This window comes from Allobosea sp. 05T433 (genome assembly GCF_056396065.1).
On record NZ_JBFTKS010000032.1, the window covers coordinates 26,815 to 41,192 of the forward strand.

The 14,378-nt window shown below is 61.9% G+C and carries 12 protein-coding genes and 2 pseudogenes; 5 read left to right on the top strand and 9 right to left on the bottom strand.

The features are described 5' to 3' along the window. Positions 1-7: 7 nt before the first annotated feature. Entirely contained in the window at positions 8-1,534 is a 1,527-nt protein-coding gene (locus tag AC1DGP_RS29840) for an ABC transporter substrate-binding protein (protein ID WP_476832887.1), read from the bottom strand. 163 nt (positions 1,535-1,697) lie between these two features. On the opposite strand from AC1DGP_RS29840, the gene AC1DGP_RS29845 reads away from it, so the two are divergent. Further along, positions 1,698-2,414 (top strand): GntR family transcriptional regulator, encoded by a 717-nt coding sequence (locus tag AC1DGP_RS29845; RefSeq protein ID WP_476832888.1) that lies wholly within the window; start codon positions 1,698-1,700, stop codon positions 2,412-2,414. Positions 2,415-2,439: 25 nt separating this feature from the next. Here the strand turns inward: AC1DGP_RS29845 and AC1DGP_RS29850 are convergent. Continuing rightward, positions 2,440-2,676: pseudogene (locus AC1DGP_RS29850) on the bottom strand (integrase core domain-containing protein); the annotation flags it as partial. 73 nt (positions 2,677-2,749) lie between these two features. Here AC1DGP_RS29850 and AC1DGP_RS29855 point away from each other — a divergent pair. Next, positions 2,750-3,001 (top strand): annotated as a pseudogene (locus AC1DGP_RS29855) (IS6 family transposase); the annotation flags it as partial. A 691-nt stretch (positions 3,002-3,692) separates the two neighbouring features. Next, the gene (locus AC1DGP_RS29860) at positions 3,693-4,430 is read left to right on the top strand and encodes a hypothetical protein (protein WP_441513492.1); all 738 of its coding nucleotides are present in this window, start codon (positions 3,693-3,695) and stop codon (positions 4,428-4,430) included. 127 nt (positions 4,431-4,557) lie between these two features. Here the strand turns inward: AC1DGP_RS29860 and AC1DGP_RS29865 are convergent, their stop codons facing one another. Next, positions 4,558-6,798, bottom strand: a complete 2,241-nt coding sequence (locus AC1DGP_RS29865) for an AAA family ATPase (RefSeq protein WP_476832889.1) — start codon at positions 6,796-6,798, stop codon at positions 4,558-4,560. 351 nt (positions 6,799-7,149) lie between these two features. On the opposite strand from AC1DGP_RS29865, the gene AC1DGP_RS29870 reads away from it, so the two are divergent. Further along, positions 7,150-7,392, top strand: a complete 243-nt coding sequence (locus AC1DGP_RS29870; RefSeq protein WP_441470837.1) for an SLATT domain-containing protein — start codon at positions 7,150-7,152, stop codon at positions 7,390-7,392. Positions 7,393-7,399: 7 nt separating this feature from the next. Then, positions 7,400-7,924 (top strand): hypothetical protein, encoded by a 525-nt coding sequence (locus AC1DGP_RS29875; protein WP_476832890.1) that lies wholly within the window; start codon positions 7,400-7,402, stop codon positions 7,922-7,924. Between the two features lie 486 nt (positions 7,925-8,410). Here AC1DGP_RS29875 and AC1DGP_RS29880 read toward each other — a convergent pair. From AC1DGP_RS29880 to AC1DGP_RS29905, 6 genes are all read right to left on the bottom strand, one after another. Further along, a protein-coding gene (locus AC1DGP_RS29880; protein WP_441470062.1) for an IS5 family transposase occupies positions 8,411-9,174 on the bottom strand; the annotation gives its coding sequence in 2 pieces (ribosomal slippage) (positions 8,411-8,830 and positions 8,833-9,174; 762 coding nt in all). 406 nt (positions 9,175-9,580) lie between these two features. Continuing rightward, entirely contained in the window at positions 9,581-10,762 is a 1,182-nt protein-coding gene (locus AC1DGP_RS29885) for an IS91 family transposase (RefSeq protein ID WP_476832891.1), read from the bottom strand. A gap of 9 nt (positions 10,763-10,771) precedes the next feature. After that, entirely contained in the window at positions 10,772-11,641 is an 870-nt protein-coding gene (locus tag AC1DGP_RS29890; RefSeq protein WP_476768886.1) for a site-specific integrase, read from the bottom strand. Between the two features lie 99 nt (positions 11,642-11,740). Further along, positions 11,741-12,265: an SDR family oxidoreductase gene (locus AC1DGP_RS29895; RefSeq protein ID WP_476832892.1), complete on the bottom strand. Its 525-nt coding sequence runs from the start codon at positions 12,263-12,265 to the stop codon at positions 11,741-11,743. Between the two features lie 179 nt (positions 12,266-12,444). Then, positions 12,445-13,098, bottom strand: coding sequence for an HD domain-containing protein (locus AC1DGP_RS29900; protein ID WP_061971550.1), 654 nt, complete (start codon positions 13,096-13,098; stop codon positions 12,445-12,447). A 153-nt stretch (positions 13,099-13,251) separates the two neighbouring features. Next, entirely contained in the window at positions 13,252-14,082 is an 831-nt protein-coding gene (locus AC1DGP_RS29905) for an alpha/beta fold hydrolase (protein WP_476796544.1), read from the bottom strand. Positions 14,083-14,378: the final 296 nt, after the last annotated feature.

Here is a 14,378-nt window from a genome sequence, read left to right on the forward strand (position 1 = left end):
AGGTGGATTACTGAGCCTTCCACATGTCGCGCAGGCGCGGGATTTCGTCTGCAATCCAGACATGGCCGCGAACATTCGAGCGCATCGCTGCAAATTCCAGCGAGAAGAAGAGCGGCAAATAGGGAAGATCGTCGGAGATGACCTGCTGCATCTTCTGATAGATGGGCTTCCGAGCCGATTGATCGACGAGATTGCGAGCTTGAGCCAGAAGTGCGTCGACCTCTGGATTGCTGTAACGCGTCGAGTTGCCCGCGCCCTTGCTATCGAAGAGCAGCGTCAGAATGCCATCGGGATCGGGGCGCTGAGCCCAGCGCATGGGCGTGAAATTGATCGCGAACTGAATCACGCGCGGGTACCAGTCACTTTGCGACACAGGTTCCAGCTTGACCGTGATGCCAATCGCTTTGAGCTGCTCTTGGACGAGTTGATTGATCTGCTGAAGCAATGCCACTTGCGGGGTGGACAGGGTAATTTCTAGCCCGTTTGGATGGCCAGCCTCTGCCAGGAGCGCCTTGGCCTTCGCAGGGTCGTACTCGTAACCCGGGATATCCGGCGCCGCCCACCAGAGCTTGTTGGGAGTCGGGCTGTTGGAAACCGCAGCCTTCCCGCTCATCACGATATCGATGATGCGCTTGCGGTCGATGCCATGCGCGATCGCCTGCCTGAGCTTGGAATTATTGAACGGCGGTTTATCCACCTGCCACTGCAATGAATACCAGCGCCCAACAGTGCTCGGATCGAGCACCACCGCCTTGTTGTTTTCGATCTGCCGGACGTCGATCGGCGAAAGCGCCGAGGTATAGTCCGCTTCACCGGTCAAAAGGCGCTGGATCGAGACCGCGGTGGTCGAGATATCGCGGAAGGTGACGCCGTCCAGGTAAGGCTTATCCTTCTCCCAGTAATTGGGATTGCGCTCAACGACGAGACGGTTTCCGGGGACCCACTCCTTGAAAATGAAAGGACCCGTTCCGACAGGCTTAACGCCCAGGTCCTTCCCCAGCTTCTCAGCCGCAGTCGGCGAGACCATGAAGCCCTCGCGCTGGGCCAACATGCCCAGGAGGTTCGGGGAAGGCTGCGTAAGGCGAATGACGAGGGTCTGAGCGTCCGGCGCGTCGACGCCTTCGATCACCTCTACCAGCGGCCCACGCTGGGGAGAGTTCAACGTAGGATCCATTCGACGGTCGAGATTAAACTTCGCAGCGGCAGCATTGAAGTCCGTACCATCGTGGAACTTCACGCCGCTCCGCAGGTGAAGCGTGACGTGCTTTCCATCTTCCGAAACCTCCCAGCGCTCGGCCAGCTCAGGGCCAATCGAGAAATCCGGCTTCAGCGCAACGAGCGTATTGTAGATCAGGTAGAGCGGCTGGCGCTCCGAGAAGTTAACCGAGAACGTCGGATCGAGCGTCTTTGTGTCAGACGCAAATGCGACATTCAGGACCCCGCCGCGGCGCGGTGTCTCCTGCGCCGCTCCAACTGCGGTCCAAGCCGTCGACAGCGCCAGAGTCGCTGCCAGAGCCAAGCGCCGAAATTTCATCCCCTACTCCTCTTTTTGGATTTTCGCCCCGGAGTGTATGATGGTATGCCAAATACACGCAAGCCATTTTTGATTTGGATCCAGGAACCGAGTCATCGGCTCGTGCGCTTTGTTGAATGATCCGAGCGATGATATCTAATCGGGAAGGCGCGACGAGGACACCATGAAAGCGGTTGAAACTGTCACCGAAACCGAAGATCTCAGCTACCCGAGCCTTCGGGTCGATGAAAATACGATGCTCCGAGAGAAGACGTTCAGGGTCTTACGGGATGCCATCATATCGGGACACTTTAAGCCAGGTATCCGCCTGGTTGAGCGTGACTTGGTCAAAACGACGGGCGTGAGCAGAAGCAGCATCCGGGAAGCGTTGCGCTATCTGGAATCCGATGGTCTCGTCGAAAGCCGCGGCATTAAGGGGGTCTTTGTTCGAGTCCTCACACCTGAGGCGGCTGCCGAGATTTACGAGGTGCGGGGATCGTTGGAATCCGATGCAGCTAAGCACTTCTGCGAGCGGGCGACCGATGCTGAGGTTGAAGCGATCGTCGCGGCCTATAATCTTGTAAGGCGTGGGGCCGGACGAGATCCACTGGCCTATCGCATGGCGACGGACAAATTCTTCGAGGTTCTCTTTGCTGGTGCGAAGAACTCAACCGCGGAGAGCTTGATGCATTCCTTGCGTGCTCGGATCAGCTTCCTGCGACAGATCACGACAAACGTTTCGACGCCCGAGAGAAGTCAAGGTTCGGTCGACCAAATGGGCAATATCGTGAAAGCGCTTATCAGCCGAGACGGGGAAACCGCGGCGATCGAATGTCGGCGCTTTGTCGCACGTTCAGCGCGCTTTGCCGCAGAAGTGCTAGCTCGCAACGACCAAGCATGAATGGTCGCATCGTTTGGCATGCTGCCTAGGTGTCGTTTCCAAGAAGGTTGTTCAGTCTTGTCCATGGCGACTTTCCGCCGAGGGCTGAGTGAGGGCGGGAGAGGTTGTAGTTGTCGGCCCATGGTCCGATGGCGGCGTGGCGCTCTGCCGAGCTCTGATAGGGTCTTGCATAGGCCCATTCGCGCAGGCTGGTCTGGATGAAGCGCTCGGCCTTGCCGTTGGTTCGCGGGGTGTAGGGCCGGGTGCGGACATGGCGGGCGCCGGACAATTGGAGAAGCTGTCCTCGCCGATCTCGACGCCGACCGCCTTGCCCTCGACGAGGTTGATGTCGATGCATTGCGTCGCCTGGTGGCCGTCATTTCGACCGATCGGTGATCCTGCTGTGTGTTCGCTGGTATCTGGCCTACGGCCTGAGCCTGCGCGACCTGAAGGAGATGATGGCCGAGCGCGGCATCAGCGTCGACCATTCCACGATCCACCGCTGGGTCGTCTACTTCTCGCCATTGCTGCTTGAGCGCTTCAACCTGCGCAAACGCGCCGTGACCGCCAAGTGGCATGCGGACGAGACGTACATCAAGGTCCGCGGATGCGGCCGCACGTCCTCTCGGAGATCGGCCTAAATGATTCAAAAGAACCCGTAAGCAGGGCGGGTGGCTGCCCCGACCTGGCTCTCAAGGCGCACAGCGCCTGTCACCATCATGCGTATTTTGTCACCGCGGGGCATTCAATCTGTCACTGGCGCGGATCGGCGCCTGTTCAACAGGCGACACGTGGGGGAAGACGAACGAATGCCCAATCGCCCGAAGAGCGAGGTGAAGTGAAAAGAGAGGCATAATGTTGCCTCGATTTTAGGAAAAGTTCCGCAAAAAGATTTGCGCCGCGCGGCCATCAAGCCGGGCGGCGCTTTGCTTTTCAGCCAATCAGATCGGGCATTCGGGGCCGCTAGCTTCCAACGGCCTGGAACACGGCGCGTCGGCCAGCATCCGTCAGGCCTGAACTAAACGTGAGGTCGAAGACGACGAGCTTCATCACTGACTCGTGCATGTCAGCCCCTCTGATCAACAGGAGTGGCAAAGGGACATGAAGGACTGAGTGATGACGAACAACACCATCCTAGCAATGGTGACAAGAGGCAGCGGCGCCTCTCGGCGTCGGCCGATCCACCCGTCGCTGAGCACCGCAATCCGATGACGATGGTCCCGAGGATGGGAGCTCGCTTCGCTCTTGCCGAGCGCTCCGCTACGATCGGATCGAGCATTTTCCCGAGGTGTGATGCAAATGTCGGATGGGAATGAGGCGACGCAAGCCTATGAGGCACTCCTCAAGCAGCAGTACGGCTTTCCCGACGAGTGGTTCTACTACGAACGCATCGACGACCGCTCAGGAAGCGGGGGTGTCCGTGCATTCGACCAACCTCGATTGGATCGGATGCCCGAAAATCTGCTGAAGGACCGGGGCCTATTCAAGCGCCTGGTGCTGAGCGTCAGGGACCTGTCGCACGCCGGAAGCGCGATCGCCTTCATCGAGGAGGAGGTGGACCACGATGGACGATATCCCCTCGCGGCCGTGAGGAAGTTCCTCTGCTACGAAACGACCTTGATCGTCTCCTATTGCCGACCCTTCTCGGAATCGAGGGGAGACATTCCCTCCCTCTCCTACGGCGCCCTAGGGATCAAGCTCTCGCCATTCACCCGCGCCTTGCACGACGACCTCATCAGCAAGCGGAACACCATCTTCGCTCACAGCGACGCCAGCCAGGTCGCGTACAGAGCCCCCGTGGTGATGAAGGGCCGCGACGGCGCTGGCGAGCCTTTCACAACCCTGTTCCCGCCAAGGTTCAACGAGGGGATCATGCTGGACTACCAGCGCGTCCAGCAGGCCAAGATTCTCAACAAATCGCTGCTCGGCGCCGTCATGGCGCGCCTACAGGCGATGCACGTCCACTTCCTCGACGTTCTGCCGTCGATGGACATGGACCTGCACGACCCAGCCCCCGATGGCTACGATTCCGCGTAGCGCTGTACGTAGAGCTATGGGTTATTCTGTCCGCGACGAAAAACACCTGCTCACGCGTCGGCACGGTCGATACCCTCCACTCCCCCAGCGCACGATGCGCCGGAATGGCGAATGCCCGTTTGAGCCCCTACGCCTCTTCCAGATCGCGCGGTGGGGCCGCCGCGACCAACTTGCGATCATTCGTCGGCAGCAGGCCGGCCCGTTTTTCCGTAACCCAGGAAATCCTGCCGTACCGGCGCTCGACCGCGTCTTCGAACTTGGCGCGATCGAGGCCGAGCGTCTTCAGACCCCGTCGCAGCCGGAAACGGGCCACACCGTCCAGCAGGTTTTGGAACCCGATCTTCGGCTTCTGCTGCAACTCGCGGACCGTATGGTAAAGGCCGGTGAGACCCAAGATGCCGGCGGTCGCGACTGCAGCGGACTGAGGCAGTCCGACCACCGATCCAGCAGCTCCGGCCGAAAGGATGACAACCGTCGACCAAGTCAGTCCTGTTTCGAGGCGACCGATGAACCTGTTCGATCCCGAGATCAATGTGTCAACTCTGTCGATCTCGCCCTGTCTGGCCGCCAAGGCGATCCCGTGGAGTCGCTTGCGCTCCGCGCGCAACGCTTCCAGCTCAGCGTCTCGTTGCCCCAAAGCTCGTTTCGCCTCGGCGACATCTGCCTCATGGGCCTCTTTGAGCTCCCGCTTTTCCTGCCCGTGACGCTGCGCGGCCACCCGGGCCTTCCTCTCATATTCGCTGCGGACCTCGTTGGCGGTCGCGTTGCGCATCTCTTCCAGGAGCATCTGGGGATTGGCGGTGGTCGCTAGGCGTTCGAGGCCGAGCGTCTCGTCCATCAGCCGTTCGACACTGCGCTGGTCGGAGAGCAGCAGCTCGAACTGCTGGGCGCGTTCGGGGTCAAACTCCTTCAGCTTGTCGTGGACGGCCTTCAGCACTTCCTTACGCGGCCTGAGGACGCGTTCGCAGGAGGCGATGAGATGCCCGCGCGGAATGTCGACCTGCTTGGCCTTAGCATCGTCCCTGACGAGGCCGGTCCGAAGCCAGGCCGTCATCGCGAGCTCGCGCTTGATGATGACGGGCGGTGTTTGCCGATCGTTGATCATCCGGTTCTTGCGGCAGAAGTCGCGGGCGTAGTCCACGAAGATCGGGTTCGTGGTGACGAAGACGAACCTGGAGGTCAACGGGTCGGCGCTCTTGTGCCCCGCCCTCAGCCGCATGGTGAGCGCTGCGCAGGTTGCATCGTGCTCCCGGGCGTCGACGGAATCGACCTTCCAGCGGATACCGGCGAAAAAGTCGTCATAGGTCGCCTTGTCGAAGAACTTCGTCTGGGAGGGCGTCGTGGTCAGGTCGATCGGACGCACCGTAACACCGACCTGCTGGAGCGCGCGCTCGGGATCCCGGATCACCGACCTAACGAAATCCTCGTTGATCTCGTTTTTCATCAGGGCCGAGTGCGTCGGCCCATGGCGGGCGGAGAGCGGCTGGGAGAGCATGCTCTGCAGGTTTCTCGACATCTCCTCCACGCTGACCGGAAGGACGATGACGTTGCAACCGATGCCGCGCAGCGAGGTCACGACGTTGGCGATGTCCTCGCAGGCCTCCTTCCCCGACAATCCCAAAAGATCGAGCGCAACCGGGGTATCGAGGATCAGCGTGAGGTCGGACTTCTTGGTCTCCCCGGTCGGCTTGACGAAATCCTCGACGACCTCGGTGAGCAATCCGATCGAGGCCAACCTGGCGAGGTGAGGAACGAATTCGCTCTTGTTCTTGACCAAGTCGTGAACAAAGCGGGCGCACAGGTACTGCTCCTCGCGGCTCAGCGTCCGTCCGCCCTCCTCAAGCCGATCGAGGACAGCCTGGTTCGCCATCCCCAATCGGATGCGCTCGACATGCAGGGCGAACGCCTCCTCCGTGAACGCGTCGAAGGAAACCAGGAAGCGTATCAGAATGTCCTTCAAGCTCTCGCGATCCAGGGAGAACTGGAACAGGTCAGTGACCTTCGGTGGGAACTTTTCGAAATCGTCCACAATCCGATCCAGGACCTGAACAATCTCGATCTGGTTCTCGTCATCGTCAGCCGCGGGCTGGAACGAGACCGTGAAGACGGCGCCAGCCTGTCGCTTCAGATAACCTTTCGCAAGCAGGCGGCCTGTAAAGCTCTCGGCGACATCCTTGTTGAACCTCCACCCATAGATCTTCTGGACGCCGAGCGAGAGAAGGCCGCCGTCGAAGATGGTGCCGTTCATCGCGGCCAGGACCGGTTCGAGGAACGGAATGAGGGCGTCGAGCACGTCGCCGTCCTGGTTCACCTTCAACCCCGAAAGGGCGGCGTATACTCTCAGAGCATGTCTGGTGACCGTGGTCATTGGGATCGCTCACCAACCGACTTGGCAGGGAAATCCCGAGCCACGTCCCGTGGCGTACGGCATTGCAGGTCGACGCGCCGCCACGCAGCGCCAGGATGATGGCCGGCCATTCGCGAATCTCCCAGGCAACACCATTAGATCGCGTCGCGAGCTCCTCCACCAGCGGCAACTCCGCGATTAATCCCAAGTGTTCTTTAGGGATCCGAGTTCCTCGGCCCAGTTTGAGGTGGACAACTACCAGATGTCGCTCTCGCCGAGTATTGCTCCTTCCGGTTTCATCCTAGCCTCGCGACGAATATCTAAAGGAAGCTCGCGAGCGTGCCCGTGTCTGTTGCAATATCTGATAAGGTCGTGGCCGAGCTGCTGCGGATGGAGGAGGATTGCACCCACTCCGGCAAGGCTCATTTCAACGCCGCGACCCGCTGGACGAGGTGGAACTATATCTTCGGCATTCCCTCCGTAGGGCTGAGCGCGCTAGCGGGGGGCGCCTTCTTCCAGGATTACGCTGTCTCCGCAGGATTGATGTCGTCTGGCGTCACCGTGCTCACGGCGCTGATGACGTTCCTCAAGCCAGACGAGAAGCTTCATCACTGACTCGTGCATGTCAGCCACTCTGAAACAAGAGCGGCAAAGGGACATGAAGGGCCGGGCGATGACGAACAACACCATCCTCGCAATGGTGAAAAACCGCCTCCGCGACAACCTTCAGCAGCTCAATCATAAGATTTCCGATGAAGACACCGCTCGGTTGGCACGCTTCCTACTCGAGGACCTTGATGCCGCCCAGTGGCGGCTCGTTCCAGCAGCGCCGACGCGGGAAATGGTCACCGCATCGATGACCGCCATGCGTAAGCGCCGCAAACGTCAAGGCAGAGTTGCCGAGAGGCTGAAGCATGCGTGGAGGCTGGCCGCGGGCATTGAGGCTGCTCCTCATTGGAATGTTACCAAGCAACCATCTGGCGCGCTCCTCAGCGTCGACAAGAATGGCGGGCTTCGAGACGACGAACGACTACAGCTTCATGACAATGCACTGAACGTTGGGACGCTCGAGAGCATGTCGGATGAACTCTTCGAAGAGCCTAACGCCGAGCTAGCCCAGTACGAACGCGAGGGCGATAGTTCGTGACTTCACGTCGATATACGGGCTCCGTTGGCCGAAATGCCTACTTCGGCCTCTCCAAGGTGGCCGACAGTCGCTCAGCCGGAACCGGCCCTTTGCTGACGTCTGGAACGTCCGCTTCAGGGTGAGTAAATTTAGTGACCAAGCGACCGAAGCTTTTGCGACTCATCGACCTCGACGACTGGCGACCGACGCTGCGGAGCCTCTCAGTTGGCTGGATCAAGAGCCTGCGCCACGTACAGTCGAAGCCAGTCCTCGAAACGCGTAGAGGCGAGCTGGGGATGACTTGCCGGTATGAGGGTGTCATCGCGCAAGACCGCGCCAAAATACGGCGCTTCGGGATCGGCAATTACCGGGCGTGGGTCCTCGTTCGCAGCTAGTATCTGGCGCGCCAGTTCGTCGAGCCGGAAACGATCTGGTCCTGCGACTTCCAACTCTCGATTCCGGGGCCGCTGAAGGATTATGTCGCGTAGCGCTAGGATCCGTGGACAGTTATCTGATCCATAGGATCGTCGCGGCGATTGTCACGACGGCGAGGTAGTGCCTGGCTGTCTTCTCGAAGCGCGTTGCGACACGACGAAACTGCTTAAGCCTTGAGAAGCAGCATTCGATCAGGTGGCGCTGAGCGTAGAGGTGCTTGTCGAGGGGATATTTGCGCGCCCGTGACGGGTTGTTGGGAATGACGGCGATGGCGCCCTTCTCGGCAATTTCTCGTCTGAGGGGATCGGCGTCATAGGCAGCGTCCGCCATGACGACCTTTGCGGGCAGTCCCTCGATCAGGGCGTGAGCCTGCGGGCAATCACCTTGCTGTCCAGCGGTCAGGGAGAAGCGCACTGGGCAACCAAGGCCTCTGACGGCCATGTGGATCTTGGTGCTCAGGCCGCCGCGGGAACGGCCGAGGGCCTGATCTTCAAGGCCCCTTTTTTAGCACCCGACGCGTGCTGGTGAGCGCGGATGATCGTGGAATCGACGATCAGATATTCGAAGTCCGGATCGTCCGACATCGCCGCGAAGATGCGCCACCAGACGCCCTTGTGGCTCCAGCGGCTGAAGCGCCGGAAGACGCTGTTCCAGTCGCCGAAAACCTCGGGCAGATCGCGCCAGGGCGAACCGGTTCGCACGATCCACAAGACCGCTTCCACGAACATCCGGTTGTCGCGGCCAGACGAACCGCGCGTCCGCTCATCGCCGATGATGTGGGGCGATAGCCGCTCCCATTGATCGTCCCGAAGAATCAGGCGGTCCAGAACGCCCATGGCTGCCTCCAAAAGACAGCCTTGAATCACAGCTCAGCGCCTGTGGGAATCTGGAGGGTTCTGTGAGGTCGCGCGGCACTGATCGTGGAGCGAGGCGCGGCGCGCGACCTCATTGAAGCCGGATTGAACGAAGCCGCCGGCGCGAGGGCCTATGGGTTTTGTGCCTTGGGGCCGCTGCTCAAGGGGCCTCCGACAGGACCGATCGCAGTCCTGATGGGAGCGGGCTGACGGACGCTGCCGGCGGCAGAGCAGTGCGCGGCCGGGAGCCATGGGGGCGCGGGCGCGACGGGAGCGTCGATGATCCGCCTGATGGCTGTGGGACAGAGCCGGGCGCAGGGCATTGCTCGCCGCGACGCAGTGGTGTGCAGGGCAACAGGATCGGGACTGCGATGCCGATGGCCTCTGGTCATGACGTATCCGGGCAAGGCCGGCAGCGCGGGAGGGTCGCGATGACGCGCATGGCGCCGCCGCAGCACGGGCAAAGCGCCGGATCGAAGGCCGGGCGCGATGGACGGGCGGCCCCCTGGATGTTGGCGTCATGGTCGCTGGTGCGCCTGCTGGCGGTTGCGGCGATGGCCTGGCGGATGAAGACAAGCCTGGAGCGCCTGTGGCCGTTGGCGAGGAAGCCGAAGTGGCGGATGCGGTGGAAGCCGTCGGGCAGTGCGTGCAGCAGGAAGCGGCGGATGAACTCGGCGGGATCGAGCCTCATGGTCCGGGCGGCGTTGCCATGGCGATAGTCGCGCCAGCGGAAGGCGACGCCGTCATCATCCGCGGCGACCAGGCGGTTGTTGGCGATGGCGACACGATGAGTGTACCGCCCAAGGTAGGCCAGCACATGCTCCGGCGAGCCGAAGGGCGGCTTGGCGTAGACGATCCAGTTGACCCTGCGCTGCCCGGCCAGCGCGCTCGCGAACGCCTTGGACCCATTGAGCGCGGCCAGGTCGCCGAAGAAGGCGAGCTCGCCTGCCTCATGCGTCTGGGCAAGCCGTTCGAGGAAGCGGCGACGGAACAGACGCGAGAGAACATGGATGGGCAGGAAGAAGCTCGGCCGGCAGGCGATCCATCGCCCGTCCGGCGCCCATGCGCCGCCTGGAACGAGGCAGTGGATATGGGGATGATGGGAGAGGGTCTGCCCCCAGCTGTGCAGGATGGCGATTCCGCCGATCTCGCCGCCCAGATGCCGCGGATCGGCGGCGATGGTCTTCAAGGTCCAGAGCGCCGCCTCGAACAGAATGCCATAGACGAGGGCCTTGTTCTGAAAGGCGATCGCCCCGATCGCGGCCGGCACGGTGAACACGACATGGAAGTAAGGCGTGGGCAGAAGGTCCTTCACGCGCGCGGCGAGCCAGGCTTCCCGGGCCGCTCCCTGGCACTTCGGGCAGTGCCGGTTGCGGCAGCTGTTGTAGGCGATGCGCCGATGGCTGCAGTCGCCACAGGCTTCGAGATGACCGCCGAGCGCCGCCGTCCGGCACAGCTCGATGGCGCGCATGACCCGCGTCTCGACGCGGCTGAGATGGCCACGCCGTTCCTGGCGGTAGGCGGCTCCATGGCGGCGGAAGATATCCGCCACCTCCAGATCGGCTGCCATGGCCGCCGCTCAGGCAGGCGGCGTCACGGCCAGGTCGAGACGGTCCAGCGGGCTTTGCGTCCTGGCGATCGTCGAGGTCGCCACATGGGTGTAGCGCGCCGTCGTCGACAGATTGCTATGGCCCAGCAGCACCTGGATGATCCGGATATCGGTTCCGCTCTCCAGAAGATGGGTGGCGAAGCTGTGGCGCAGCGTGTGGACGCTGACCCGCTTGGTCAGCCCTGCCGCCTTCGCCGCCGAGCGGCAGGCGGCGTGCAGCACCTGGACATCGATCGGCTTGTCCGGGCTGCGGCCCGGGAACAGCCATGGCGCCGGGCGCGCCAAGCGCCAGTAGCTGCGCAGGATGGCCAGCAGCGCCGCCGACAGCATCACGGTGCGGTCCCTGGCGCCCTTGCCATGCCGGACCTGCAGCACCATCCGGCTGCTGTCGATATCGGCCACCTTCAGGCTCACCGCCTCCGAGGCGCGCAAGCCCGCGGCATAGGCCGTGGTCAGCGCCACCCGCGTCTTCAGCGACGGGACCGCCTCCAGAAAGCGCACGACCTCATCGGCGCTCAGGATCGACGGCAGCTTGCGCGGCGTGCGCGCATAGACGATCCGCTCGGGGATCTCGGCGCGGTCCAGCGTCACGCCGTAGAAGAACCGCAACGCGCACACCGTCTGGTTCAGCGCCGGCCAGGATATCCCCTGCGAGACCAGATGCACCTGGAACGAGCGCACATCCTCAAGCCCGAGCCGGTCCGGCGGGCAGCCGAAATGACGGCTGAACTTCGTCACCGCGTGCAGATACGATCGCTGCGTGGCCGGCGACAGGTTGCGAAGCGTCATGTCGTCGATCATGCGGCGACGAAGGGCGCTCATCGGCTTGGCTTCGGTCATCGGGAGCTCCTGCTGGGCTGGGTGGCTTCAACACCCAAACCCTCCCAGCAGGAGCCTCCCGTCACAAACCCCGCAGCTTTCCCGCGTCAGCGGGTTCGTTCAATCCCAAGAGTCCACGGCTCCTAGCGCGATATCGTCGCCGGCGACCGGCTGAGCGTGCGCCGGGGAGATGCGAAGTGTCTCCTCGGCCCCCCCTGCCTCAACGATCCCGTTGATGTATTCAAAGAACGGTGTCGACCTGAGGATCGTGTACGGAACGCGAGAGCTTCTCGTGATCGTCTCCTGCATCCGCTTTGCCCTGAAGTATCCGCTTTCGGGGAGTTTATCGGTCCCGACGGCAGATAGAACAACGTGGTGTTGGACACCGGCCGCTTCCTCCGATGCCATCAGGTTGCATCCGGAGCTCTCGAAGAATGCCAGGGCGGCTCCCGGATCGAGTGTGGGGGAGTTAGAAACGTCGACCACCACCCGTGCCCCGAACAGCGCCTCAGCAAGCCCTTCTCCGGTTACCGTATTCACACCTCGTGAGGGCGAGGCAGTTACAACTTCAAAATCGCAACCGCCCAGCACTCCAACGAGCTTAGAGCCGATGAAGCCGGTTCCGCCTATGACTACGATCTTCATTTGAATTTCCCGCGGCGCGCTTGTCGCCCGACTTCGTCGATGTCCCCGTGAACTCAGCGTTCCAGGCGCTGCGGTGGATCCTGGAGCGCCTACGTTGGACTGCATTGAACTCATTTGCCGCTCGCCCGACCTTCGCCAGGCGATCAGGTTCCCCGGCCTTGCTCCACGGTCCTAAGCCTTCAGTCGTCGAACGGGGCACGTTTGACCAAGTCGACCGAAGACGGCACGCGGTAGCCACTGACAAACCGCTCGCCGAAATCGCGCACGAAGTTGTCGTAGCTGGTTTCTGGTCTGACCCTGGCGATATGGCAAAAGCACTTCGTCATCAGTCGCTTCATGCCGAGCCTTGGATAGGCCGCGACGATGCGCTGGACCTCGTCGGTGGGGATCGCGTCGTATTGAAGTCCAACGACATCAAGGCAGATCCCGGCTGTGCAAAGCGCAACCTCCGCCTGCTTGTAGAGCGCGACGGACGGCGTCGAATTGAGGGCTACACTGTCCCAGATCATCTGAGCACGACGCTCGTCGAGGCCGCTCTCGCGGGCAAAGTCACGGGCGAGATCAGCGCCTTCGACCTCGAATCGGCGCGGCCCGTTGAAGCGCTCGTTCAGTGTGACATCGTGCAGGAGCGTCCCGACGGCGACAACCTCCTCATCATGCTCGGCATTTCGAAGCTGCCCAAGCCTAGCTGCGAAAAGCCACGAGCGAACGACGTGATTGAATAGGTACGGCTCGCAGGCACGGCGGGCATAAGCGAGGGCGCTGGCGACGAGCTCGGTGTCCGGCACGGAAACGCCGGCCAGAGTCTGTCGGCCATTTTCGGTCGCAAGCATGGTCCTGCAAGCCTCCGTTGACGGATCGAGATGGGACATTTCCCTGTGGCCGACGGAGAGCCCCTCCGGGCCGGCGCGAATGGCCCCTTGGCGCTTGGCTGTTGGCCAAGGAAAAGAACGAGGCAGTTTCGATCACCGCCTCGTCCCGGAAAATCAGCTTCGGACGAAAGCGAGGATGTCCTTGTTGATGACATCTGCGTGCGTAGTGGCCATGCCGTGGGGCAACTTGTTGTAGATGTTGAGGGTCGCCCTTTTCAGCAGCTTGGCCGAGAGAGGAGCGCTGTCGCCGATCGGGACGATCTGGTCATCGTCGCCATGCATCACGAGCGTCGGCACCGCGATGACCTTGAGGTCCTCGGTGAAATCGGTTTCGGAGAAAGCCTTGATGCCTTCGTAATGGGCCTTGGCTGCGCCCATCATTCCCTGGCGCCACCAGTTCTGAACGATGCTGGGATCCGTCTCGACACCGGGCCGATTAAACCCATAGAATGGTCCGGCCGCGAGATCGGTATAGAACTTGCTGCGATTGGCAGCCAGACTCTTGCGAAGCCCGTCAAAGACGTCGATCGGCAGACCACCGGGATTGCGATCCGTCTTGACCATGATCGGGGGCACCGCACCGATCAGAACAAGTTTCCCGGTTCGGCTCTTGCCATGACGTGCGACATAGCGTGCCGCCTCACCACCGCCGGTGGAGTGGCCGATGTGGACGGCGTTGCGCAGGTCGAGATGTTCAACAACTGCCGCGGCGTCGGCCGCGTAGTGGTCCATGTCGTGGCCCTCGCTCACCTGGCTCGAACGGCCATGCCCGCGCCGGTCGTGGGCGACGACCCGGAAGCCTTGCGCAACGAAGAAGAGCATCTGGGTGTCCCAGTCGTCGGAGCTCAACGGCCAACCATGGTGAAAGACCAGCGGTTGGGCCGATTTCGGACCCCAGTCCTTGTAGAAAATCTCGACGCCGTCCTTGGTGGTCACGTAGTTCATGAGCTTATTCCTGCTTCTGTTCGAGGAGGTGGTTGAAGTCGGGCCCGACCAGGCCGGCGTGGCACTGACCAGCGTAGCCGCCGCCATGCTTGCTGCCGTGGACAGGATGAGACGTCGGTCGACATAGGTTTCGTTGAGCCAGTGGTCGTGTGGCATCGGATCTCCCGCGCTGTGAGAGTGGGTTCAGACCAGAGAAGCGACGCCGTGGATCAGCGCCTTCGAGATCGTTTCGCTCGGCTTTCAAGCCGGACCTGTTCCCGTCCGCCCTATCGCCCCTGGAGCCCTCCACCGCTGTC

Coding starts and splice junctions, on each gene's coding strand:
- AC1DGP_RS29890 (WP_476768886.1), bottom strand. CDS start 11,641: ATGACCGAAGCCAAGCCGATGAGCGCCCTTCGTCGCCGCATGATCGAC.
- AC1DGP_RS29865 (WP_476832889.1), bottom strand. CDS start 6,798: ATGACCACGGTCACCAGACATGCTCTGAGAGTATACGCCGCCCTTTCG.
- AC1DGP_RS29885 (WP_476832891.1), bottom strand. CDS start 10,762: ATGGCAGCCGATCTGGAGGTGGCGGATATCTTCCGCCGCCATGGAGCC.
- AC1DGP_RS29900 (WP_061971550.1), bottom strand. CDS start 13,098: ATGCTTGCGACCGAAAATGGCCGACAGACTCTGGCCGGCGTTTCCGTG.
- AC1DGP_RS29860 (WP_441513492.1), top strand. CDS start 3,693: ATGTCGGATGGGAATGAGGCGACGCAAGCCTATGAGGCACTCCTCAAG.
- AC1DGP_RS29895 (WP_476832892.1), bottom strand. CDS start 12,265: ATGAAGATCGTAGTCATAGGCGGAACCGGCTTCATCGGCTCTAAGCTC.
- AC1DGP_RS29875 (WP_476832890.1), top strand. CDS start 7,400: ATGTCAGCCACTCTGAAACAAGAGCGGCAAAGGGACATGAAGGGCCGG.
- AC1DGP_RS29840 (WP_476832887.1), bottom strand. CDS start 1,534: ATGAAATTTCGGCGCTTGGCTCTGGCAGCGACTCTGGCGCTGTCGACG.
- AC1DGP_RS29845 (WP_476832888.1), top strand. CDS start 1,698: ATGAAAGCGGTTGAAACTGTCACCGAAACCGAAGATCTCAGCTACCCG.
- AC1DGP_RS29905 (WP_476796544.1), bottom strand. CDS start 14,082: ATGAACTACGTGACCACCAAGGACGGCGTCGAGATTTTCTACAAGGAC.